The organism is Photobacterium sp. DNB23_23_1, assembly GCF_052873815.1.
In genome coordinates, this window is record NZ_JBNNXT010000036.1 from 22,270 (window position 1) to 46,136 (window position 23,867).

General features: G+C 46.7%; 23 protein-coding genes. 10 read left to right on the forward strand and 13 right to left on the reverse strand.

Going from position 1 to position 23,867, the window contains the following annotated elements; genetic code table 11:
- Positions 1-11: 11 nt before the first annotated feature.
- The 5 genes from agaW (at position 12) to ACVA53_RS19015 (ending at position 4,283) form a co-directional block, all read left to right on the forward strand.
- Entirely contained in the window at positions 12-794 is a 783-nt protein-coding gene (gene agaW / locus ACVA53_RS18995) for a PTS N-acetylgalactosamine transporter subunit IIC (protein WP_446505943.1), read from the forward strand.
- A complete protein-coding gene (gene agaE, locus ACVA53_RS19000; RefSeq protein WP_255044800.1) occupies positions 784-1,668 on the forward strand; it encodes a PTS N-acetylgalactosamine transporter subunit IID in 885 nt (294 codons plus the stop codon). Before agaW ends, agaE begins: the two co-directional genes overlap by 11 nt.
- A gap of 119 nt (positions 1,669-1,787) precedes the next feature.
- Positions 1,788-2,228: a PTS galactosamine/N-acetylgalactosamine transporter subunit IIA gene (gene agaF / locus ACVA53_RS19005; protein ID WP_446505944.1), complete on the forward strand. Its 441-nt coding sequence runs from the start codon at positions 1,788-1,790 to the stop codon at positions 2,226-2,228.
- Complete coding sequence (nagA, locus tag ACVA53_RS19010) at positions 2,218-3,438, forward strand: N-acetylglucosamine-6-phosphate deacetylase (RefSeq protein ID WP_446505945.1); 1,221 nt, start codon at positions 2,218-2,220, stop codon at positions 3,436-3,438. Before agaF ends, nagA begins: the two co-directional genes overlap by 11 nt.
- Entirely contained in the window at positions 3,429-4,283 is an 855-nt protein-coding gene (locus ACVA53_RS19015; protein ID WP_446505946.1) for a tagatose bisphosphate family class II aldolase, read from the forward strand. The genes nagA and ACVA53_RS19015 overlap by 10 nt, the downstream gene beginning before the upstream one ends.
- Positions 4,284-4,353: 70 nt before the next feature.
- Here the strand turns inward: ACVA53_RS19015 and ACVA53_RS19020 are convergent, their stop codons facing one another.
- Positions 4,354-5,880, reverse strand: coding sequence for a sigma-54 interaction domain-containing protein (locus ACVA53_RS19020; RefSeq protein WP_446505947.1), 1,527 nt, complete (start codon positions 5,878-5,880; stop codon positions 4,354-4,356).
- A gap of 224 nt (positions 5,881-6,104) precedes the next feature.
- Here ACVA53_RS19020 and ACVA53_RS19025 point away from each other — a divergent pair, with 224 nt between their 5' ends.
- The 3 genes from ACVA53_RS19025 (at position 6,105) to ACVA53_RS19035 (ending at position 11,595) form a co-directional block, all read left to right on the forward strand.
- The gene (locus ACVA53_RS19025; protein ID WP_446505948.1) at positions 6,105-9,080 is read left to right on the forward strand and encodes a molybdopterin-dependent oxidoreductase; all 2,976 of its coding nucleotides are present in this window, start codon (positions 6,105-6,107) and stop codon (positions 9,078-9,080) included.
- Positions 9,080-9,922 (forward strand): 4Fe-4S dicluster domain-containing protein, encoded by an 843-nt coding sequence (locus ACVA53_RS19030; RefSeq protein ID WP_446505949.1) that lies wholly within the window; start codon positions 9,080-9,082, stop codon positions 9,920-9,922. Before ACVA53_RS19025 ends, ACVA53_RS19030 begins: the two co-directional genes overlap by 1 nt.
- Positions 9,923-10,245: 323 nt before the next feature.
- Positions 10,246-11,595 (forward strand): 2-hydroxycarboxylate transporter family protein, encoded by a 1,350-nt coding sequence (locus tag ACVA53_RS19035; protein WP_446505950.1) that lies wholly within the window; start codon positions 10,246-10,248, stop codon positions 11,593-11,595.
- Positions 11,596-11,859: 264 nt separating this feature from the next.
- On the opposite strand, the gene ACVA53_RS19040 is transcribed toward ACVA53_RS19035, so the two are convergent.
- The 7 genes from ACVA53_RS19040 to ACVA53_RS19070 all read right to left on the reverse strand — a co-directional run bounded on the left by ACVA53_RS19040 (position 11,860) and on the right by ACVA53_RS19070 (position 17,938).
- Positions 11,860-12,216, reverse strand: coding sequence for a RidA family protein (locus ACVA53_RS19040; RefSeq protein ID WP_446505951.1), 357 nt, complete (start codon positions 12,214-12,216; stop codon positions 11,860-11,862).
- On the reverse strand, positions 12,173-13,648 hold the full coding sequence (locus tag ACVA53_RS19045; RefSeq protein WP_446505952.1) for an FAD-dependent oxidoreductase: 1,476 nt from the start codon (positions 13,646-13,648) through the stop codon (positions 12,173-12,175). The genes ACVA53_RS19040 and ACVA53_RS19045 overlap by 44 nt, the downstream gene beginning before the upstream one ends.
- 11 nt (positions 13,649-13,659) lie before the next feature.
- Positions 13,660-13,899 carry a (2Fe-2S)-binding protein gene (locus ACVA53_RS19050; RefSeq protein WP_446505953.1) on the reverse strand — a complete coding sequence of 80 codons (240 nt, stop codon included), beginning with the start codon at positions 13,897-13,899 and terminating at the stop codon, positions 13,660-13,662.
- A 25-nt stretch (positions 13,900-13,924) separates the two neighbouring features.
- Positions 13,925-15,043: an NAD(P)/FAD-dependent oxidoreductase gene (locus tag ACVA53_RS19055; RefSeq protein ID WP_446505954.1), complete on the reverse strand. Its 1,119-nt coding sequence runs from the start codon at positions 15,041-15,043 to the stop codon at positions 13,925-13,927.
- Positions 15,044-15,104: 61 nt separating this feature from the next.
- A complete protein-coding gene (dctP, locus tag ACVA53_RS19060) occupies positions 15,105-16,130 on the reverse strand; it encodes a TRAP transporter substrate-binding protein DctP (protein WP_446505955.1) in 1,026 nt (341 codons plus the stop codon).
- A gap of 14 nt (positions 16,131-16,144) precedes the next feature.
- The gene (locus ACVA53_RS19065; RefSeq protein WP_446505956.1) at positions 16,145-17,443 is read right to left on the reverse strand and encodes a TRAP transporter large permease; all 1,299 of its coding nucleotides are present in this window, start codon (positions 17,441-17,443) and stop codon (positions 16,145-16,147) included.
- Positions 17,444-17,446: 3 nt separating this feature from the next.
- Complete coding sequence (locus ACVA53_RS19070; RefSeq protein WP_446505957.1) at positions 17,447-17,938, reverse strand: TRAP transporter small permease; 492 nt, start codon at positions 17,936-17,938, stop codon at positions 17,447-17,449.
- A gap of 104 nt (positions 17,939-18,042) precedes the next feature.
- On the opposite strand from ACVA53_RS19070, the gene ACVA53_RS19075 reads away from it, so the two are divergent.
- Positions 18,043-18,993, forward strand: a complete 951-nt coding sequence (locus ACVA53_RS19075) for a LysR family transcriptional regulator (protein WP_446505958.1) — start codon at positions 18,043-18,045, stop codon at positions 18,991-18,993.
- A 223-nt stretch (positions 18,994-19,216) separates the two neighbouring features.
- Positions 19,217-19,732 carry a hypothetical protein gene (locus tag ACVA53_RS19080; protein ID WP_255045238.1) on the forward strand — a complete coding sequence of 172 codons (516 nt, stop codon included), beginning with the start codon at positions 19,217-19,219 and terminating at the stop codon, positions 19,730-19,732.
- Between the two features lie 152 nt (positions 19,733-19,884).
- Here ACVA53_RS19080 and ACVA53_RS19085 read toward each other — a convergent pair whose 3' ends face one another.
- The 5 genes from ACVA53_RS19085 to tnaC (ACVA53_RS19105) form a co-directional block, all read right to left on the reverse strand.
- Complete coding sequence (locus ACVA53_RS19085) at positions 19,885-20,139, reverse strand: hypothetical protein (RefSeq protein WP_255045237.1); 255 nt, start codon at positions 20,137-20,139, stop codon at positions 19,885-19,887.
- A gap of 274 nt (positions 20,140-20,413) precedes the next feature.
- A complete protein-coding gene (locus ACVA53_RS19090) occupies positions 20,414-21,667 on the reverse strand; it encodes an aromatic amino acid transporter (RefSeq protein ID WP_446505959.1) in 1,254 nt (417 codons plus the stop codon).
- A gap of 98 nt (positions 21,668-21,765) precedes the next feature.
- Positions 21,766-23,235, reverse strand: a complete 1,470-nt coding sequence (gene tnaA / locus ACVA53_RS19095) for a tryptophanase (protein ID WP_446505960.1) — start codon at positions 23,233-23,235, stop codon at positions 21,766-21,768.
- A gap of 204 nt (positions 23,236-23,439) precedes the next feature.
- A complete protein-coding gene (gene tnaC, locus ACVA53_RS19100) occupies positions 23,440-23,559 on the reverse strand; it encodes a tryptophanase leader peptide (RefSeq protein ID WP_446505961.1) in 120 nt (39 codons plus the stop codon).
- A 140-nt stretch (positions 23,560-23,699) separates the two neighbouring features.
- Entirely contained in the window at positions 23,700-23,798 is a 99-nt protein-coding gene (gene tnaC / locus ACVA53_RS19105; protein WP_373689592.1) for a tryptophanase leader peptide, read from the reverse strand.
- Positions 23,799-23,867: the final 69 nt, after the last annotated feature.

A 23,867-nucleotide genomic window follows, 5' to 3' on the forward strand; every position in this document is an offset into this window, starting at 1 on the left:
GGACAACCGTTATGGAAATAGGATTTTTACAAGCATTGATGCTTGGCATCCTTGCCTTTCTAGCCGGGTTAGATCTCTTCAATGGTCTTACCCACTTCCACCGCCCGGTGGTACTCGGCCCGCTGGTCGGCCTGATCCTCGGGGATCTGCAAACCGGTATTCTGGTCGGTGGTACGCTAGAGCTGATTTGGATGGGCCTAGCCCCTCTTGCTGGTGCACAGCCACCAAACGTTATTATCGGTACCATCGTCGGTACGGCTTTTGCCATCACCACACGGGTCGAACCCAATGTCGCAGTCGGTGTTGCGGTACCTTTTGCGGTCGCAGTTCAGATGGGGATCACCCTACTGTTCTCGGCAATGTCGGCAGTGATGTCCAAGTGTGACGAATATGCCCAAAATGCCGATACCGACGGTATTGAACGCGTGAACTATTTTGCCCTTGCCGTACTGGGCACCTTCTACTTCCTCTGCGCCTTCCTACCGGTTTTCCTTGGCGCAGAACACGCCGGCAATATCGTAGAGGCACTGCCTAAAACCCTAATTGACGGATTGGGTGTGGCAGGGGGCATCATGCCAGCGATCGGTTTTGCCGTCTTGATGAAAATCATGATGAAGAACGCCTACATCCCTTACTTCATTCTTGGCTTTGTTGCTGCCGCATGGATAGAACTCCCGATCTTGGCAATCGCCTGCGCCGCAACCGCGATGGCCATCATCGACTACATGCGCAAGTCAGAACCAACGCCTGTAACGACCACACCGACAGTAGAGGACTACGAAGATGGTATCTAATGTAAGCGACGAATTGAACGTACGTCCTACCAACACTGACGTGCAACCAGCCCCGGGGGTCGCCCCGGATGAATATGAAAATAAGGAAGTGGGTGCAGAGCTCACCAGAGCTGACATCAACCGCATGGCATGGCGTTCGCTGTTACTGCAAGCCTCGTTCAACTTCGAGCGTATGCAGGCATCAGGCTGGCTATATGGCCTACTGCCCGGGCTAAAGAAAATCCATACCAACAAGGCTGATCTCTCCAAAGCCATGCAAGGTCATATGGGGTTTTTCAACACCCACCCGTTCTTGGTGACCTTCGTTATGGGGATCATCCTGGCAATGGAGCGCTCCAAGCAAAACATCAGCAGTATCCAGAGCACCAAGATTGCGGTCGGTGCGCCGATGGGCGGGATTGGCGATGCCATGTTCTGGCTCACCCTGCTGCCTATCTGTGGCGGTATCGGTGCCGATCTTGCCCTGCAAGGCTCCATCATGGGTGCAATCTTCTTCATGGTGATGTTTAACACGGTTCACTTTGGTTTGCGCTTCGGCTTGGCCCACTACGCCTACAAGATGGGTGTCGCGGCTATCCCGACGATCAAGGCCAACACCAAGAAGGTCGGTCACGCCGCCTCCATGGTCGGTATGACCGTTATCGGTGCCTTGGTCGCGACTTATGTCCGCCTCTCTACCACCGCTGAAATCACCGCCGGTGATGCCGTGGTCAAACTGCAGGCTGATGTGATCGACAAGCTGATGCCCGCCTTCCTGCCGCTGCTTTACACCTTGGCGATGTACACCTTGGTGAAACGTGGCTGGAGCCCGCTTCGCCTTATCGGCATCACCGTCGTTGTCGGTGTCGCAGGCCGCATGCTGGGTATCCTATAGAGCCAATAGCAGTCGCCCTACGCTAATAACAACAGCTGTAAACGAAACAGATAAACAGCAACTTGTAATAAAAACAATAAGGGTCGGGACTGGCCGGCCCTTCAAGTAGGAACAACAACATGATCGCAGTCATTCTTTCAGGCCACGGTGGCTTTGCCTCTGGCATCGGGCAAGCCATTGAACAAATCATTGGCACCCAAACGCAATTCAAGGCGATTGATTTCCCAGTGGAGAGCACCACCGCCCAGCTCGATAAAACCATGCGCGCCGCGGTCCAAGAGCTCGATTCTGGCGAAGGCATTGTCTTTCTTACCGACCTGCTAGGCGGCACACCGTTTCGTACCGCATCGCTGATCAGCCAAGAGCGGGACGATATCCAAGTGGTCACTGGCACCAACTTACAAATGGCAGCGGAAATGCTGCTAGAACGTGATGAACTAACCCTTAACGAATTCCGTGATCAAGCCTTGATCTGTGGCCACCGCGGGATCACCAGCCTTGCTGATGAAATGGCAAGCAAAGCGCCACAACAACAGGAAGCCGTTGAAGATGGGATCTAATCTCCGCCATTACCGCGCCGCCAGAGTCCTCGCGGACACGCAGTGGCTGGACGATGGCGTGGTCAGTGTCGACAACCAAGGCACTATCGTCGCCATTGCGCCTTTCTCGTCCTTTTCGGCCAATTCGCTAGGGTCAACAGAACGCCACAGCGAAGTAACCGATTTAGGTGAGCAGTATCTGTTACCCGGCCTCATCGACAGCCATGTCCATGGCGCGGTGGGCTGCGATGTGATGGACGCAAGCCATGAAAGCCTCAATGCTATGTCGGTCTTTTTCGCCAGCCTTGGCGTCACTGGTTTTGTCGCCACCACAGTCACCGGCCCGGTTAAAGCGATTCAGGCGGCACTGGCCCAAGTCGGCAAAAGCCGCCAGCACGGTGTTGAAGGTGCCGAACTACTCGGTGCATACCTTGAAGGCCCGTATTTTACCGAGAAAAATCGCGGTGCCCACCCAACCGAGTGGTTCCGCGAACTGGATGTCGATGAGCTGGACAGCTGGATTTCCTATGCTGACAACCAACTGCTGACCGTCGCCCTTGCGCCGGAAAAAGCCGGGGCGATTAAGGCCATCAAATACCTGCATTCTCAAGGTATCAAGGTGATGCTAGGCCATAGCGATGCCAGCTTTGATCAGGTTCAACAAGCCTTGGATGCCGGCGCCAATGGCATTGTCCATTGCTACAACGGCATGCGCGGCCTTCACCACCGAGATCCCGGCGTTGTCGGAGCGGGGCTGTGCCATCCCCACAGCTATGTCGAGATGATCGCCGACGGTCACCATGTTCACCCGACCGCAATTGATATTGCCCATCGCTGCTGTGGCGAACGCTTGACGCTGATCACCGATGCCATGCGCGCGACCAATATGCCAGACGGTCAGTACCAATTAGGCGAGTACTTGGTCAACGTCAACGACGGTATTGCCACCACTGACAACGGTGGATTGGCAGGCAGCACCTTAACCCTGCCCAAAGCGGTGTTCCACCTTATGCAATGGCTAAACCTGCCACTGGAACAAGCTTGGCTACGGGCCTCACTGACCCCCGCACAATCACTGGGTCTCGACAGCCGCTACGGCAGTCTGGAGATCGGCAAGCAGGCCTCTATGGTCGCGCTGCACCCTAACCAAACCATTTCTAACACTTGGGTTAACGGCAACCTCGTATTTGACGCTGACCATGTTTGTAGCCAGGAGGCTGTATGTATCTAATTTCTTCCCGTGAAATGCTCAAGCGCGCACAAGTCGGTGGCTATGCTGTTCCTGCATTCAATATCCATAACCTTGAAACCGTTCAAGTCATCGTTGAAACCGCCTCTGAGATGGGCTCCCCTGTGATACTGGCAGGTACGCCGGGCACCTACCAATATGCTGGCACCGATTACTTGGTCAGCATCTGCAAAGAAGCGGCTTACAAGCATCAAATACCTTTGGTACTGCATCTTGATCACCACGAAGAATTGTCGGACATTCGCACCAAGGTAGAACAAGGCATCCGCTCGGTGATGATTGACGGTTCCCATTATGCCTTCGACAAGAACATCGACATCGTGCGCAGTGTAGTCCAGCACTGTAACCGCTTCGATGCCAGTGTCGAAGCCGAGCTCGGCCGCCTTGGCGGACAGGAAGATGATTTAATTGTCGACAGTGCCGATGCCCTGCTTACCGACCCGTCATCCGCTGCCGAGTTTGTTCGCAGCACGGGTATCGACTCACTCGCCGTCGCCATTGGTACCGCTCACGGCATGTACAAATCCGAGCCGCGCCTAGACTTCGAACGCTTAGCTAAGATCCGCGAAGTCGTCGATATCCCATTGGTGCTGCACGGCGCATCGGGCGTTCCGGATGAAATGGTCCGCCGCTGCATCGAGCTTGGGGTGTGCAAAGTCAACGTTGCTACTGAATTGAAGATCGCCTTCTCTGACGCCGTTAAGAGGCACTTCGCCGAGTACCCAGATGCCAACGACCCACGCAAATACATCGTTCCCGGCAAAGAAGCGATGAAGCAAGTGGTCATCGACAAGATCCGCATGTGCGGCAGTGAAGGCAGGATTTAAGATTTAGCCTCTAATAGCTCTTCAAATATAACCATCAAAAGTGCCAGCCATATGCATCAAAGATTGGGGACTAACCTTTATTGCAAGTGATCCCCAGTTTTTTGATCCGGCTACGTAAGGTATGCGGGTTAATATCGAGGATCTCGGCTGCCCCATTAACGCCTTGGATCTTGCCATCAGTTAACGCTAATACCTTGCGGATATGGTCACCATTAATCTCATTAAGGGTCGGGATCACCGTCTGTAGAGGATCATCCTTGATACGTTTGGCCAGTGGATCGTTGTGGATAGCAAAGGTAACTAATTTTCCACGGGCACTTATTACCGAGCGCTCAATCACATTCACCAGCTCGCGGATATTGCCAGGCCAATGGTAATTTTGTAACTTTTCTATCTCGCCCTCAGCGATACCATTAAATGGCAGTTGGAATTTTTCTCTGCACTGACTGATGAAGTACTCAGCAAATAACGGGATGTCCTCAAGCCTGTCGCGAAGCGGCGGGATTGGGATTGGGAACAGGCATAAGCGATAGTAAAGATCGGCACGGAACTGTTTTTTTGCAACCATATCTTCAAGAGAGCGGTTGGTCGCCGCTATCACCCGCACGTTAAGCTTAATCACCCCTCGACCACCGATCCGTTCAATCTCACCATTTTGTAGCACCCTAAGTAGGCGTACTTGTGCAGCTTTTGATAACTCGCCCACCTCATCTAAAAAAATGGTGCCGTAATTGGCGCGCTCAAAGCGCCCTATCCGTTTGTCGGTGGCGCCGGTAAACGCACCTTTTTCATGGCCAAACAGCTCACTATCGATAAGGCTGTCGGGGATAGCACCACAGTTAACACGGATAAATGCCTGTTTATTGCGTCGTGAACTAGACTGAATTGCATTGGCTATCACATCTTTACCCACCCCAGTTTCACCGGTGATAAGCACGGGGGCATCGGTTTGGCAGACCTCCTCGATCATCTTAACAACCTGCTTTAGCCCACTGTTACAGCCGATTAGGTCGTGAGGGTTAAACTGCTGAAATCGTTCCATTAGCTTGAGGTTCTCATCCTTCAGCTGGGCGTGCATTGCTTTGATTTTTTGATGCTTGAGACTGTTTGATACCGCAACGCCAAAGAGTGAATCGAGTGAGAGGAACAGGGCTGCATCAGCCTCGGTATAGCGATGCTGACCACGAGCGAGCAATACGACATCACAGATCCGCTCGGTGCCTATCCTCACCCGTGAGATCATATGAGAATAGGTGTGCTCACCGTAGAGGCTACTTAGCGCCTCCTCGACGCACCGACTGATAAGATCGTCAGCCACATCGTTAACAATCTTGATATCAGTGGCGTATTCCCAACGAGGAATGTGCCGCGAAGGCTCTTCTATCGGGATAATGAATTGACATATATGGGCGTTATTATGATCGGCTGTAGCGATGATCTTGAGCGAGCATAAGGCCTCATCCCAGAGGTGAACCGATAGTACATCCCCCGGCATCACCTGATTGAGGAAATATAAGCAACGCTGTAGGCCCACTTCAAGGTTTAAGGTGCCAGTTAATGCTTCAATGGCTTGCCGATAAAAAAGGTTCTGAACCATGAAACGCTCTAAGTTGATAATCTTTAGTTCGCTAGTGTAGCTAGCCAGTAGGATATTTCATTATGACATTTCACATTGCTAGGAAATATCACCGTGTACTGCGCATTTTTATGAAAATTCTTTGACTGCTATCACTGAATATCACCATTTAAAATTGGCACAAATTTTGCCATCTAAGAAACAACCGGAAATAGAAATTAACCAAAAAATTCTTAGGTGTCAGTATGTTAAAAATTAAAAAAATAGCGGCAGATAAGCAGTTTAAGATCATTCTCTATGGTCTCGTGCAAACTATCCGTCTGCTTTGTAAAACCGACCGTAAATTCAGAGAGCTTGTTGCCTTAAAAAACTTTAGTGTCTGTATATGTATTCGTACCTCTGAAACCGGACGTACATTATATTTCGAGCACGGCAAGCTGCATTCAAAGGGACGGTGTGATCAATCGGCTGATATCCAGATGATCTACGAGACCGCAGAAGATGCAATAAAGGTGATGTCACCTTGGCGTAACTATCAAGAGGTCATCGATATTCTGAAGAACTTTAAGATGGATGCGGTCGGCGATGAAGTTCAGGTGATTCACTTTACCCGTATCCTTAGCGCAATCTTTGATAATCAGGTTAAATTTGGGACGCCAATGGCTGATGGCACAACACGGATGACCAACAATACCAACGGTGGCCCAGTGTTTGTGTATGTCAAAGACGGTAAGATTGTACGTATCACCCCGATAGATCTTGATGACAGTGATCCAGAACCTTGGATGATCAAAGCTCGCGGTCAAGAGTTAAAACCCTCGAAAAAGGTCACAGTAAGCCCTCATACACAGGGGATCAAATCAACTATCTATTCAAAGGACCGTATTCTAACGCCATTAAAGCGGGTGGACTTTGATCCCAACGGTGAGCGTAATCCCGAAAACCGCGGGACCTCCGGTTATGAGCCGATCTCCTGGGAAGAAGCCACTGACATCGTAGCGAAAGAGATCGCTCGCGTGAAAACTGATTATGGCCCGGGTGCTATCATGAATGGCGGTGGTTCACACCATAACTGGGGTAATTTAGGCTACGGACTCTCTACCCGTAGACGCTTCTTTAATAGTATCGGGGCATCATATGTAGTGCACAACCCAGACAGCTGGGAAGGTTTTTACTGGGGGGCAATGCACCATTGGGGAAACTCATTACGTCTGGGGGCTCCGGACACCTATTCGACCGTTGAGGACGCACTCAAGCACAGTGAGATGATCATATTTTGGTCAAGCGATCCTGAGGCGACCGGTGGGGTGTATGGTGCGATGGAAGGCACCCAGCGTCGGCTGTGGGCCAAACAGCTAGGTATAGAGTTTGTGCATATCGACCCCTTCTTTAACCATACCGCCGGTCTGCTTGGTGGGAAATGGTTCGGTACCAAGCCAGGAACGAGTAACGCGATGGCGTTGGCGATTGCCTATGTGTGGATGAAAGAGGGCCTGTATGACAAGGATTTTGTCGCTGATAAGACCGAGGGCTTTGCCGAGTGGTGTGAGTATGTGCTCGGAAACGAGGATGGGATAGCAAAAACACCTGAGTGGCAGGAGGAGGAAACGGGGATCCCTGCCCATGATATTCGTGCGCTAGCCAGGCGCTGGGGCAGCAAGCGCACCTACCTTGCTGCTGGTGGCATCCAAGGCTTTGGCTCGGCTTGCCGGAGTGCGACTGGGGTTGAGTGGGCACGTTCTATGGTATGTCTGATGGCGATGCAGGGGATAGGTAAACCCGGGGTAAATATGGGGAACCTACAGCAGGGCGCCCCGGTGGATACCCGCTTCTTTTTTCCCGGTTACTCTGAAGGTGGCTTCTCGGGGGACTATGAGGGTACTGGTGTCGGCGTGAACATGTATCAGCGGATGCCACACCTTATCACTATGAATACGGTAAAGCAGAAAGTGCCGCGGCTGAATATCCCAGAAGCAATCCTTGAGGGGAAGGCCGTGGGATATCCGACCGATACCACGTCAATAGAGGGGCAATTTGGAACCTTTAGATACCCAGCGCCAGGGTATGCCCCCATTAAAATGTACTATAAGTACGGCGGCTCACACTTCGGTACCATGACCGACACCAACCGTTATGCCCATATGTACCGCAGCTCGAATCTGGATATTGTGGTCAACCAGTCTATCTGGATGGAGGGCGAGGCGAAGTTTGCTGACATTATCTTGCCAGCCTGTACCAATTTTGAGCGCTGGGATATCGGCGAGTTTGCCAACTGTGGCGGCTATATCCATCACTGCTATACCCAATGTAATCACCGCGTGATCACCTTGCAGCACAAGTGCATTGAGCCGCTAGGCGAGTCAAAATCAGATTATGAAATCTTCCGGATGATCGCGACCAAGCTAGGTCTTGGTGCCTACTACTCAGAAGGCTCGTCTGATATCGAGTGGGTTCATCGGTTGTTTAATGGTACCGATCTTCCAGATAGGATTTCATGGAAGGCGTTCTTAAAGAAGGGCTATTACGTCGTGCCGCCACCAAAAGAGGAGGACAGGGATCCGGTCTCGTGGAACTGGTACTACGAGGGGCGCAGGAAGGATGTGCCTGAGATGAACCCCCTGCCGAGTGATTACAAAGACAGCTTCAAGCGTGGTTTGCAGACTCAGAGCGGTAAGATTGAGTTCGTGTGTAACAGCCTTAAGCGCTTTGCTCACGACGATCCTGAGCGACCGTTAATGACCAAATACATCCCATCTTGGGAGGGGCCGCACTCGGGGGAGTTGTATCAAAAATATCCGTTGCAGATGATCTCACCCCATAGCCGTTACAGCTTCCACACGATGATGGATGGCAAAGACTCGCATATCAACGATATCGAGGATCACCGCGTTGATATTGATGGTCATTACTACTGGGTGATACGGATCAATAAAAAAGACGCTATGGCGCGAGGTATTACCCATAACCAAGTGGTTGAGGTGTTTAATGATCGCGGCTCAGTACTGTGTGCTGCCCAACTGACCCAGCGACTGCCTGAGGGCACAGTCCATTCGTATGAATCATCCGCGCGGTATGAGCCTATCGGTGAGCCGGGCAAGTCGCCCGATAGAGGAGGCTCAGTTAATGTGTTGACACCAAGCCGTCCAATAATCAAGAAATCACACTCTACGGCATGTAACTCATGCTTGGTTAACATCCGCGTTTGGCAGGGAGAAGTATAATGCGCAAATGGAATCTAATTGTCGATGTATCGCGCTGTGAGAACTGCAATAATTGTTTCTTGGCAGATAAGGATGAGTATTGTGGCAATCGCTTCCCCGGCTATACCGAAGAGCAGCCTCGTCATGGCCACCGCTGGATCGATATCAAAAAGCGCGAGCGGGGTAGTGGCTCGTTAATCGATGTAGCTTACCTCCCTACCATGTGTAACCAGTGTCAGGATGCACCTTGCGTTAACGCGGCCAAAGACGGGGAGATCTATCGTCGTGATGACGGCATTGTGATTATTGACCCAATGAAAGCCAAGGGCCACAAGCGTCTAGTGAAAAGCTGCCCATATGGCCACATCTGGTGGAACGAGGAGTTACAGTTACCGCAGAAATGGTTCTTTGACGCGCACCTTCTGGACCAAGGCTGGAAAGTGCCGCGTTGTGTCCAATCTTGCCCTACCGGCGCCTTGAGTTGCGTGTATATCGAGGATGATGCGATGCAGATGCGTGTAGCCGAAGACTCGCTAGAGGTACTACATCCTGAGTACGAAACCCAGCCACGGGTTTGGTATAAGAACCTTTACCGTTTCAATAAAGATCATATCAGTGGCACCTTAGTGATGGATGTCGGCGATCATGTTGACTGTGCTGAAGACAGCAAGGTGACGCTTTATCATAATGGTCAGCCCGTTGCCCAGTGCCAAAGTGATTGCTTCGGTGATTTCAAGTTTGATCAGCTTGAGCCAGACTCAGGTCATTATACGGTGGTTGCCGAATATGGTCAGTTGCGCGCTGAATTGATGGTTGAGCTTAATGACAGTATCAACATTGGGGTGGTTAAGCTTACCGCATGATCTCGTTGCGTCATCAATGTGATGGTGCGCAGAGCGCAGCGTTGATCTAGGAGAGGAAAGTCCTCTACGGGCTCAGCCGAGCGAGAGCCGTTAGCTTATACAAGAGTGTTCACTGTAGGTGAAATCCAAAGGAAGTAAATGGCAAAAAATGGTGATGGCCTTATGTTGCTTGGCTCACAGATTCACCAACTGACACGTACGCCTTAATTAATCCGCACGACAAGTTGTTATCCACGTTCAACCATATCAATAAGTTAAGCGTTGATACTTTGGCACGCAGGTACATCATTATACCCGCTTGCTATCCCTAATGAGGAAAGGTCATGAACAGCACGGAAATCGAGTTGGACGTCAAAGACATAAAAAACAATGATGAAAAAAGCCAAACAATCACTGTTAATGGCATGAGTATCTATTTATGGGCAGCCTGTTGCGCGATTATTATTTGCGCGAGTTTACTGGGCGTATTACCCAATAGCATGGCAGGGGCAATGGCAATCTGTTTCGGCGCTGGTTTTATCTCTTTCGCGGTGGGAAATAGAGTGAAATTCATTCGAGAATATATGGGGGGCGGCGTTTTAATCACCCTCTTTCTTGGCGCCTCGATCAAACACTTTGGCCTGTTGCCCCAGTCGACAATCGATACCGTATTTAACTTCATCGCACCATGGGGGTTTTTGAATATCTTTATTGTGGTGCTCGTGATCGGCAGTATCGTCACTATTGACAGAACCCTATTGATTGCGGCTGTGAGTAAGTTTATTCCGACGATCATCGCAGCAGTCATCGGTGCTGCGATTGTCGCGACCCTGATAGGATCCCTGTTTGGCATGAGTCCAAGCTATGTACTGTGTTACTTTGTGATGCCGATCATGTCTGGCGGTTCGGGTGCTGGCGCACTACCTATTGCCGAGATGTACCACTCAATTACCGGTAACTCTTTTGAAGAGTACATCTCGGTGGCGATGGCGATGCTAAGCGTCGGCGATCTCTTTGCTATCATTATCGCCGGAATCGCAAACAAGCTGATTGCAGGCAGAGACACTCTTACAGGCAACGGTGAGATGCTGAGAGCCGTCAAGGCCAGTGGCGTCACTCAGCGCGATCACACGCCCCCATCAATGGCCGATCTGGCAAACTGCCTGCTGATCATCTCTGCCATCTATATGCTTGCGATTGTGTTTAACAAGCTGATCCTGCCAACCTTGTTTGGCATTCCCATCCACACCTTTGCTTATGTGGTTATTATCACGATGATTCTGAAGGTCAGCAATATCATCCCTGCCAATATTACGGCTGCCTTGATCTATTCGCAGAAGTATTTTATTCAAGCTTTTGTGGTTATCATTATGTTTTGCTGCGGGATGTCATTTATGAACCTTGAGGTGTTTATTACCTCAATCACCAACATTGGCAACATCATGGTATGCTTCGGGGTAGTCTCTGGTGCCTTTCTGGGCGGGGCTTTGTTTGGCAATCTGGTGGGCTTCTTTCCATTTGAAGCGGGTGTCACTTCAGGGTTATGTATGGCTAATGCTGGTGGCGCTGGGGATATCGCAGTACTCAGTGCCTGTAAACGCATGAGATTGATACCCTATGCTCAGGTGTCCTCCCGAGTTGGCAACGCGATGATCCTCATTATTTCAGGGGTAATATTTACGCTGTTTGCCTGATTTTTAGCTTTGTAATGTTCCAGAGTACTGAGTTACAAAGAAAGATAATAGGTAATAATAGCCTTTAAATAAGATGCTTATAATAAAAGAGCCCAGTCTGGTGTCTGACTGGGCTTTAACCTTTTTATCGTGTCCCAGAAAGCCGCTAATGAGTAGCACCGATATTTACCCAGAAACTATTGGTATTCAAGTAAGATGAAAAGCCCCTGGGAATAAGGGGCAATTAAGAGTAATAAGTAAAGAAATTATATTCGTCCAGTCCTATTAAGTAGGCTTTAGAGCTGCAGTAACTAACAGCTCAACAAATAGGTCAGGACTTGCCAATTTGGCCTCACTACATGCCCTCGCAGGGGCATACCCTTCATCGAACCATTCGTCCCAGACTGAGTTCATCGCATTAAAATACTTTATATCAGACAACCAAACTGTTGTTTGGAGTATATGATGACTGTCACTTCCAGCTTCAAGAAGTAACGCTTCAACTCTCTTTAGTGCTTCTTCTGTCTGTTCCTCGATACTGGTACCCTTAACACCAACTTGGCCGCATAAATAAACGGTATCGTTGTTAATAACAACCTTACTCATTCGTTGATTCGTAAGTAATCTTTTTACCTGAGCCATTTTTTATTTCCTGCTTTTTATATTTCGCTACAAACGATTCTTCAATTGGCGTTAAGCTCGCAAGCTCTCCAAGCGTTAGAGGTTTAATTGGATTACGGATTCGATAGTAACCGACTTTCTCCATTGGCATGTTTAGCTTATCGCTAATCATTTGGGATACTGTCGTACCACAGTGCCTACCTTGACAAGGGCCCATACCACAACGTGTGTATGCTTTAATTTGGTTTATCCCATTTACTCCAGCATCTATTTGATCACGAATCTGTTTTGCGGTGACGTTTTCACATCGGCACACAATAGTACTGCCAGCTGGTCTATACGCTTCTTCTGGCGGGCGATATAAGGCATCCAGAAACGGCCTTATTGCAAGTTCGCTGTTAATACTCTGCTTTATCTTCTGTGATTCAATCTCAAACTGTTTATCGCTCAATTGATCGGTTGCATTTAAAGACGCTAATCCGGCTAATTGACCCTGCTTTTCTGCAACTAGAGCCCCCCCAATTGAACGACCATCGCCAGCAACAGCAATACCTTCAAGTGAACTATTTCCAAAGTCATCTAAAACAGGTGACCAGCTACACTGCACTGAGTCCCAATTATGTTTAATACTCAACGCACGCGTCAGCTGAACATTTGGTATTACACCAATATGGCAGAGCAATATTTCAGTCTCGAACTCATGAAGTACCGTACCTACTTCAAAGCTAATGCCATTAACTGACGACTCGCCAAGCGCTTTAATGTTGGTCGCTTTGGTATAATGCTTAACTCCTGCCCTTCGAACTTTTGCCAGTAGTTTTAGCCCCTTATATAAGTATTTTCTTCCCTGCCACGCAGATACTATATGCTTAGACGCACTGAAATAGCTTGACGGATGCTGAGTATCAACTATCGCTTTGGGAGCAGCTCCCGCGTCTATCATTTGAGCCGCCAGTAGGTATAACAATGGGCCAGTTCCAACCATCACAGCTTGATTTGGTACCAAAGCTGAGGCTTTCATCATTGCCTGGCAGGCCCCTGCGGTCATGACTCCGGGCAGAGTCCAGCCTGGAAAAGGGAAAGGTCGCTCACTCGCCCCGGTCGCAATGATAACTCGTTTGGCCTGAAGTCTGTACGCTAAGCCGTTTTCACTCCAATAGACGGTCTTGTCACTATCAATACGCCACAAAGTTGAGTTACCAAAATAACTGATTGAGGCGTTTTGAAACCTTTCAACAAGGTCAGCACCTCGTAAGTAATCGGGTCCAAATATTTCACCACTACCATTTTTATGGTTACTCACAGAGCGATAGATTTGCCCTCCTGGTTGAGGCTGTTCATCGATCACAGCGACATTTGCACCATGTTCAGCGCAGGTGATAGCTGCCGACATTCCTGCAGGACCAGCGCCAATAATACATACGTCTACATCAGAAATAGATTTACCTAACACGCTAACTCCTGTTATACCTTTTGACGTTGAACTTCCATGCCTTCTTCAACTAGTTGCATGCAAGATTGAACATTTTTCTCCCCGTCCACCTCAACTCGGCACTCAAAGCAACTCCCCATCATACAAAATGGCGCACGCGGCTCTCCTGATTGGGGAGTATCTCTCGTCGAACGGATACCAGCTGCCAATAGTGCTGCAGCGATCGTATCCCCTTTATTTGCACTGATAGAACGCCCTTCCCAGGTGAACACAATATTTACTGGCTCTTTATTAGAACTAGGCAGGCGTAGAAATTTTGAATCTTTGTTCACTGAATAACTCCAAATCTGGCACATCGACAGTCGATGGCTCTAACCAATTAGGTAATAAGTAACTATGGGCAGCAGCTAAGGTGATCCCGCTATGACAGCTAATAAAATAAGCTCCCGTGTTAGTATCCGACTGCTGATAGATTGGTAACCCATCAGGTGAGACTATACGCAGAGCTCCCCAGCTACGAATTAGTTTGGTACGAGAAAGAAACGGATAAACTTTAATCGCGCGCTCAGCAATGGCGGATGTCACACCAACAGTATCAACTTCATTGAACTCCATATTCTCTTTTGAGTCACCGATTTGAATACCACCTTCACTGACCTGGCGGATAATTCCTGAAGGTCGCTTTAACATCGGTGGTAGCTTTTCCGTAATTAATACTTGCCCTTTTTGCGGATTAATTGGAGCAATAAAACCCAATTTGGGCCCGAGTTTAGCTGCGCCTAATCCTGCTGAAAGAATTACTTTATTTGCCTCAAAGGTGTTACCGTTTTCCAGACTAACAATAAAACAACCATCATCTGACTTTAAGACATCAGTGACGTTGGCATCAGTGATAAAACGCCCACCTAGAATCTGAATTGCCTTGGTATAGGCCTTCAATAGATTTAGAGGATTTAAATGACCATCTTCTTCACCAAATATAGCACCGACTACATCGGAGCCAATTTGTGGCTCTTCTTTTTTTAACTTTTCTTGATCCCAAATTTCATATGGATAGTCTGTGCCTAATTGCTCCTTTAGAGCATCATATTGCCGCACTTTTTTCAAAAGCTCTTTTTTACAAAAATGAAAGTCATACCCCCCATTTTGAACTAAATTAAGCTTCTCTCCAGTCAAGTTTTCTAATTCATCAGCTAAGCTTTTCCAAAGTTTAATCGAACGACGAGTCCAAGCTGCATAGTGAGGTGCATCAAGTCCTTTGCTGGATAACCACACTAACCCAAAGTTACCTCGAGAAGCACTGGAAACACTGTCACCACCATCAAGTACCGTAACCTGATGACCTGCTTTCAACAGTCCATATGCCACTGCGCAACCTACGACTCCGCCACCGATTACTATATATTCAGGTTTCATAGAGTTCTCATTTCATTAGAATTGATATGGGAGCTTGAGGTGTGCTCCCATAGTTATATGGTTAGTTAAGTACTTTATCTAAAATAGGCTGACTCCACTCAACGCCGATATCCTTGGTGATTTCAGGCCAAACATTTGCGCGAATCTTAGCTGCTGTTTTATTAATATGCTCTGGAGAAACTTCAACGATGGTTGCCCCGGCATCGGCTAAGCGTTTTTCATTCGCAGCCTGGTCAGCTTCAGCTGCGTTCCAGCGACGACTTTCAAAGTCTATTGCTGCTGCTTGTAGCACCTCTTTTTGGCTATCACTTAGACTCATGAAGCGATTAGAGTTAATCATTAGGTACCAAACTTCAAAGTGAGTATTTAGTGGTATGTAGCTTTTCGTTACATCACGGAACGACGTGTAATAGCCTTCTGCACCCGAACCAAGAACACCATCTACTACGCCTGTTTGAACCGCTGTAAATGCTTCAGAGAAAGGCAGTGGTGAACCAATGTAGCCAGCGTTGTCCGCTAGTAGTTGGTAGCTTTTAATTGGTGGAACACGCAACTTAATTCCTTTAGCAACATCAAGGTCACCGACGTCAGCAACTTTTCTATTAAGTGAAATACCGCCAAAGTAGACTGGATAAACAGCTAGTATCGTAATATCGCTTTTAGCAAAAAGGTCTTTCATCGCTTCGCGAATTACTGAGTCAGCACCATAGATAGACTTTGCTTGTTCCCAATCGTTGGCCAAATACGGTAGAGAACCAATTTGCAGTCTTCTATTCGTTGATGAAGAAGCCGGTTGCACTGCCATATCTACCGCCCCCATTGAAATTCGCTCTTGAACTAAAGTGTAATCACCAAGGGCATTAGCGGCATAGGTTCTTAGCTTTAAAGCACCATTTGTTTTTTTTTGAATTTCTACCCCAAGCTGTTTAATATCATTATCTATAACCGTTCCTTGTGGGCGAACGTGGCTGATTTTTAAAGTAATCGCTTGGGCTGGCATAATTGCTAATGTTGATGCCACCATAGAAGCTACGACTGTATATTTTCTAAGTGTATTTTTAACTCCAAGCATCCTTGCTTTTTTCATTATTCATTTCCTTTTTAGTAACCAAATAAAGTAGGGAGATACATTGACAACTCTGACCAGAATGAAGTCAGAACTACCACAGGTAAATAACCGAACGTGATTAACATCAACGCTGGACCGATTACTTCTGAGAATTTTACGTCACCAATTCGTGCGGCCAAGTATAGAATTGAAGCATATGGAGGAGTCACTCCACCCATAGCAGTGTTCACACCCATAATTGCTGCAAACTGAATAGGGCTAATACCAAGTGCTGTCATCAATGGCATAAGCAGCGGTGCAATTAGAATAATTGCTGTTAGATCATTCACGATCATGCCAACAATAAACAGTAATATGTTAACGAGTATCAGTAATAAAATTTTGTTATCAGTAATTTCAAATATAGACTCTACCAGTTGCTGAGGAACCCCTTCCATAACAAACATCTGGCTCAAAATGAGACTGAATAAAATCATGAACATTATTGAACCCACTGCCGTCGCAGATTCTTTTCCTGATTCAAGTAATGTCTTCCACGTTAGTCCTCGATAGATCATAAAGCCAATAGGGATTGCATAAATTACTGCAACTGCTGCCGCCTCTGTTGGCGTCATAATGCCACCATAAATACCACCTAAAATAATAACTGGCATCACAAGTGCGGGGACTGCATTCATGGTTTTCTTCGATGTATTCTTAACCATGACTTTTAACGTTGGCTTTTCATCCAATACAAGAGGAAACTTCCTAGATGCAATTAGATTGATGATTGCAAAGTTAAAACATACGAGGATTCCTGGGCCTAGCGTTGCTAGAAAACATGCCAAAATAGATGTATCAGTAACCCACCCATATACAATCATACTTACACTAGGGGGAATAAGTAATCCAAGTATTGATGAGTTAGCAATAAGCGCCGTCGCGTAAGCTCTTGGGTAGCCCCGCTGTTCCATTTCAGGGATTAACAGTGGCCCAATTGCAGCAACACCGGTCAGGCCACTTCCTGATATCGCGCCTATGATGGCACAACTGATCGACGCAACAATACCAAGCCCACCTCTAACATGGCCTACAAATACATTAACGAAGCCCAACAAACTGGCCGCTATCCCACTCCGACTCATAATTGTTCCCGCCAGAACAAATAGCGGTATACAAAGAAGTACGGGATTCATCAACTGACCCGTTCCCCACATCACGTTTCCTATCATTGACATATCTCCAACATATGTCATGACAATTAACGCGCCACCGAAGCAGAACGGCAAGGGAACACCTAGAGTCAACAACAGCACGAGCACCACTACAGCTAATAGCGCAATTTCAACCATAATTTATACCTTACTGACTGAATATGACGAAAAAGAAAGCTTCCTAATTAGCTTTGTAATGTGTATTGCGATGTAGCAAGTAATTAGAGTTAACCCAATGAATACTGCGATTTCATGATAAAAAGTTGGGATATACAACGTTGGGCTTTCTTTCCACACTCGCCATGCATACTTAGCGTAATCCCAAGCCCAGTAAGTGAGCCACGCCGAGATAACAAAACTAATCACTTCACCAATTAGTGCCAAAATAGTATGGCCACGCTCAGTTCTAATAAATATCTCTAAAACATTCGCTCTAATCTGTGTGTTTTCTCTAGATGCATTGACAGCACCCAGCATATACAGCCATAAGGTAGGTATTACCATCGCTTCCTCTAGGCCCATAATTGGCACTTCTAAAACATAACGAGTAACAACCTGAATGAACTGCATCAGTGCGACCGTACCAATCAAACCTGTTAACAAAAACCTGAAATATCGCTCCAATTGACACATCCTTAACCGAAACTTTTGTAAGTGTTTGGTTACGTTATCGTTTACAGAATATAAACTCAAATATAAAATACTTTACATGTCATAAATTAATCTTATAGGACAAAATGAATAAAGGCATATCAATCAGACAGCTAGAGACCTTCAGGGCGGTGATGAATACAGGCTCTATAACAAGGGCATCTAAGTCACTATCTAGAACACAACCAGCGGTTAGCTCAATGATTAACAGCCTAGAAACTGAATTAGGATTAGAGCTTTTCCAGAGGGATAAAGGGAGACTAATACCCACTCCCGAGGCCCACTATTTATTGGAAGAAGCCGAGGTGATACTTGAACGCTTGACACGTACAACTCAACTAATGGCTGAAGTAAAGGATCTTAAAAAAGGAAAGCTCAGAGTTGCCTGTATGCCTGCTGTCGCGCTATTTTTTATGCCACACCTTATTACGCGGTATGTTAAGGATAAGCCTGAGCTTGAAGTAACAATGATGATGCGAAGTTCTAGGATTGTTCAAGATTGGATAGCCTCTCAACAATATGATATCGGTTACTGTGAACTGCCAAAGAATACAGATTTATATAATGTAGAGCCTATTAAACTAAAAGGGGTTTGTGCAATTCATAAGGATCACCAATTAGCTAAGAAGAGCACCATCACACCAAAAGATCTAGACGGATTTCCATTAGTATCCTTATTTAATCAACACCCTGACAACGACAAAATTCGTAGAATTTTTGATGAGAATAATGCCAATTACCGTCCTAGGTTTGAACTACAGAACTACATTTCTGGGTTTGAATTTGTAGAGCAGCAGTTGTGTGCCTGCATTTGTGATCCTATTAGTGCTGCTAGTTATAATCTCTATAAATCTGGAACGGGTAACATTCTCTTTATCCCTTTTTCTCCTCTAGTAACATTTGAGCATGCCATACTTACTCCCGCTCATAAGCCTATGTCACAAACAGCAAAAGCGTTTGCTCAAATGATTCTAGAGGGTGTAGATAGATTCGCATATATGGAGGAAAATGCCATCGAAAAAAGTAGTGATAGCTAGGTTACTGGTTTATGAATATGTATCAGATTAGGTAAGCAACTGCAGTGTTGATGAAGCGATAAAAACGTACACACCAAGTACCCTTAATGTGTACGTTTTCTATTTCTTACTGTGATCTCATTATCTTGATAACTTCGGGTTTTATTCCCCCTACACGCAACATTTCATCTCTATCCTCTCTAGCCCAGCTAAGTTATTATTTTACTTTTAAAAGGGACATTTCATGAAGCACTTACTCTTGGTGGTTTTCGCGCTGTTTCTGTATTTGGGGCTTTACTGGCCTGATGCTGATAAGCAGCTGATGTCCCTGCTGCATCACCGCTCTATCCTCACCCACAGCGTACTATTGCCATTACTTGTGACGGTGTTATTGCGCTCAAACTATGCCAAGCCCATCGCGGCGGGGTTAAGTGCAGGGATCAGTATTCACCTAGCCACTAATGTTATTTCACCAATGGGGAGTTTTTCGCAGATATATCTTCCTGCACCGCTGAGTTCATCGATTGGTGCGACAGAATCATTAGTGTGGTTGGGGTTGAATGCGATTGCGGGGTATTTTCTGGCGCAGAGGTTACTCAAGGCGCACAGCAAGACCATACCCTTTATCTACCTGCTGGCAGCGGCGGGATATGGACTATACATCAAAGATGATGTGCGGCCTTGGCTGGTCTGTTTCGCTATTTTCCTTACCCCATTTATGTTCGATAAGGCCAAAAGCAAATTAAGACGAGCATCATGATAATGCCATTACTTTGATATCGAAACGGTAAATAACCCACCAGTAATGTAATTCACCATACCGACCAACTCTATTCTGTAAGAGGCAAAAAACGCTGGAGGGACGTTGTCCTCACCAGCGTTATTAAATTTTCTTGGTTGTCTGGTTATTGCTTAGCCGCGAAGCAGCACTGCGCCACGTGGAATTTTCTTGCCGAGTTTTTTACAGCTGCCGACCTTCGGCTGTTTGTTGGCTGATCTTCCGGTATACCACAGACGGCATTTACCTTTCGGTGGCATATATTGTTTAGCCACACGGTGTGGTGGGGTTTTATGACCATTGCCAGGCTTAACAATAACAGTCGGTTTAGCGTAGCTAGCAAAACTCGTTAATAGCGCAAAAGAAACGACAAGTAGATATTTTTTCATTGATTACTTCGATGTATATAGAGCTTATTAATAAGCTATACCATATCACCGCCATCAAAACCGTCTGTTATATCCTTGTCAATTCACAACTAATATCAACACCTTAGCATAATAACATCAAGTTGCTACAGATTGGTATCTGCAGCATTGAAGCTGCGCTTCTACTTAATTAAAGATAATAAGTGCTTCCCTATAATTGCAATAGACAGGTTACCTCTGCTTTTTCGGTTAGTCGCGTAACCCGTCAGTCATTATGATATTGAATTGAAATTGACTAGCCCCTAAATGCTGGGAGTATGCCTAGCATCGACATGAAATGGAACACTGCCGTTAACACACCAAAGCCCATAACCAGCATTATCATGGCTTTGCCACCTGGCGCTTTAAAGCCTTCATTGCCGTTCTCTAGTAAGCGTGACTTTCTCACCAACAGAGCAGGGATAATACATGTCCAGACTGTTGCAGCGGCACCGGCATAACCAATGGCAATAACAAAGCCAAAAGGAAACAGCAGCGACATGATCAGAGGTGGCAAGAAAGTCACCAACCAGGTTTTTGCACGCCCCTGTTTGGTATCTTCGAACTTGAACAGATCGGCCAAATAGTCAAACACTCCAAGCCCGACACCAATGAAAGAAGACAGAATTGCCGCCATTGAGAAAATATTGATCGCATTGGCTACTTTTTCAGACGCAATGACAGAGCCTAATGCGGTCAACAATGCATCCACGTTACCACCTTGCTCAATCACAGGACCAAATTGACTTCTAGGCAAGCTCCCGTAAATACTGAACAACCATAGGATATACAGGCTTAATGCGATTGCAGTGCCGCCTAATATCGCGTTTTTCGCCTTTCTCTCTTCGCCATAATATGAGCGCATTGAAGCCACTGAATGGTGATAGCCGAACGATGTTAATGCGACAGGCAACATTGCCATGGAATAAGGTGCGTAAATCGTTTGTTCATTAATCGTGTCAAACAATATGGACATATCGACATTGACGGCCAACCCTGATACACCAAACACAAAGCTTAAAACCATAAATGCGATGAGAACAACGGAGATCCGGTCGACTGCCCGCGTTGAGTGCCACACAAAGGCGGAGAACACCAAAACAAATAAGATAGAGGAAATTTTGCTATCGAAACCCAAAACATCCTGAAGAATAAGGCCGGAAGACGTGATGTAGGCGTACAATAAAATACCACCGACAAAGTACACTGTCAGGTTATTGAACATGTTGACCTTATCGCCAAGCATGTCCTTGGTTACCGTATTGAAAGAAACCTTTAGGTCATAGTGTTTAAATGCCTCAAGTAGCATCCAACCCGAAACGGTCATTACGATCATGGTTAATGTAATCGCGAGAACTGACCAAATGGTCCATGCCCCCGCTCCCGCACTCGGGAGCCCTAGCATTCCAGCACCGACACAGACACTGGCGATAATGCATGCTCCCCCTATTAATGACGGGTTATTGTCCTTCACACTTTCGCGTACTGGTAATGACAAACTCTTATCCATAATTCTGTCACTCTTATAATTTCACGTTATAAACTAATGGGCTTAAGCTATATTTTTTTTAAAAAAAAGCGCAACCCAACGGTTGCGCTCTATTGTTATTAAGCTTCTTCTAAGACTTTTACTTCCTTCTTCGGCGCTTCCTGCCTCACTGGCTCTACCTCTTTTAGTCTGGCAGTAAAGTGACGGAGAACCGGTGGCTCGTAAGTAAAGTCGAGGCCTTTCACATTCGCTGCGTTTGCCTTCACTTTCTGGAATGCTTCGATAACGAAATCCATATGTGTTTGAGTATAAGTCGCACGCGGGATCGTCAGACGAAGCAGCTCTGCCGGACATGGGTGCTGTTTGCCTGTTGCCGGATCACGACCTAGCAAGAGCGAGCCAATTTCAACAGCGCGGATACCTGCTACTTTATAAAGCTCGCAAGCCAGTGCATGGGCCGGGAACTGATCAGCTGGAATGTGCGGCAGCAACTTGCCAGCGTCAACAAATGCCGCGTGGCCGCCTGCTTGCTGACAAACAACACCGATAGCTTCCAGACCATCAACCAAATACTGAACCTGACCAATACGGTATGCCAGCCAATCCTGACGCATACCGTCATAGAGGCCAACGGCTAGACGCTCCATCGCACCGCCTTCCAAACCGCCGTAGGTTGGGAAACCTTCCTGAACGACACACAGAGTACGGCATTCGGTGTACACATCCATCATGGACTCGCCTTTAAAACAAAGCAGGCCGCCCATCTGAACCATGGCATCTTTCTTGGCAGACATTGCCAAGCCATCGGCATACTTATAAGACTCGCGAGTGATCTCTTCGATAGTCCAATCCTGATAACCCGGCTCACGCTGCTGAATAAAGTAGGCGTTCTCAGCATAGCGTGCGGAGTCCATGATCACCGGGATGTCGTATTTCTGCGCGATGTCATACACAGCTTTCAGGTTAGCGATAGAAACTGGCTGGCCACCCGCAGAGTTACAGGTAATGGTGCTGACGATGTAGGGGACATTTGCCGGGCCAGCTTCAAGTATCGCGTCTTCCAGCTTAACCAAGTCAAAGTTACCTTTGAAGTCAGCATTGACTGCAGTATCAAACGCTTCTTTGGTATACACGTTTTTCGCTACGCAGCAGTTCACCTGCGTGTGGCCCTGTGTGGTATCAAAGAAGTAGTTAGACAGTGCGACCATCTTGCTGCGATCCAGTCCCTTTTCTATTTCACGTTTTTTGATTAGAACTGGAATGTAAATTTGCTCGGCACCGCGGCCTTGGTGAGTCGGGATCGTCAACTCATAACCAAAGATGTCTTGTACCGCATTCGAAAGCGCATAGTAGCTACGGCTGCCGCTGTATGCTTCGTCACCACGAAGCATTGCTGCCTGCATGTTCTGGGTAATAGCACCTGTACCACTGTCAGTGAGCAGATCAATAAAGACATCTTCACTATCTAGCAGGAACGGGTTCATCCCTGCTTTTAATATCGCTTGCTCACGGTATTCACGAGTCGTACGTTTTACAGGTTCAATGACACGGATACGAAACGGCTCTGGTAGATGTTTAAAGTTTTCCATAATAATGCCTTTATTTTCACTCGATGATTAATATCACCATGAAATAGTGTTCTGTTTGTATGAATAGGTATCAACTAATAACAGTTCTCAACATATACCTATCTAATTAGATTTATGGCCGAGTAAAATCACGCTAAATAAATAACGAAATATCGAGAGTATTAGTTCAATTTAAAATGGTAGGAGTGTAACGACTCCTATTATTTATTTTGAAGGAAAAAAGTCAGATAGCTTGTAGTCTTCATTGTACCACTGCATTACCAACGGCAGCGGCAACAATGGACTTGCCCATTGAAAGCACATATTCACCCCATATTCACACATGAAATTAAGATACTTAGTTGGTATTAAAGGTTAAGCGTGTTAAAACACCTTTACTTTTGCAAGTATAAACCCATAAAAACAGCAACTAATTTAAATGTTCTGAGTGTTTTCGAGACGACGCAATAATACGCCTCTAGCGTTTATTCTGAAGACAGGTGAAAGGAAAGTTTGTGATCTAAGTTATACCAGGCTAACAGTGCTAGCACCGAAGTAGATCGCAATTTTAAGTACACGCTCATCTAATGTTCCTATAAGAAAAAGCAATGATTTAAGTATCCTATAGTTATTCTTACTCATATATACTTATT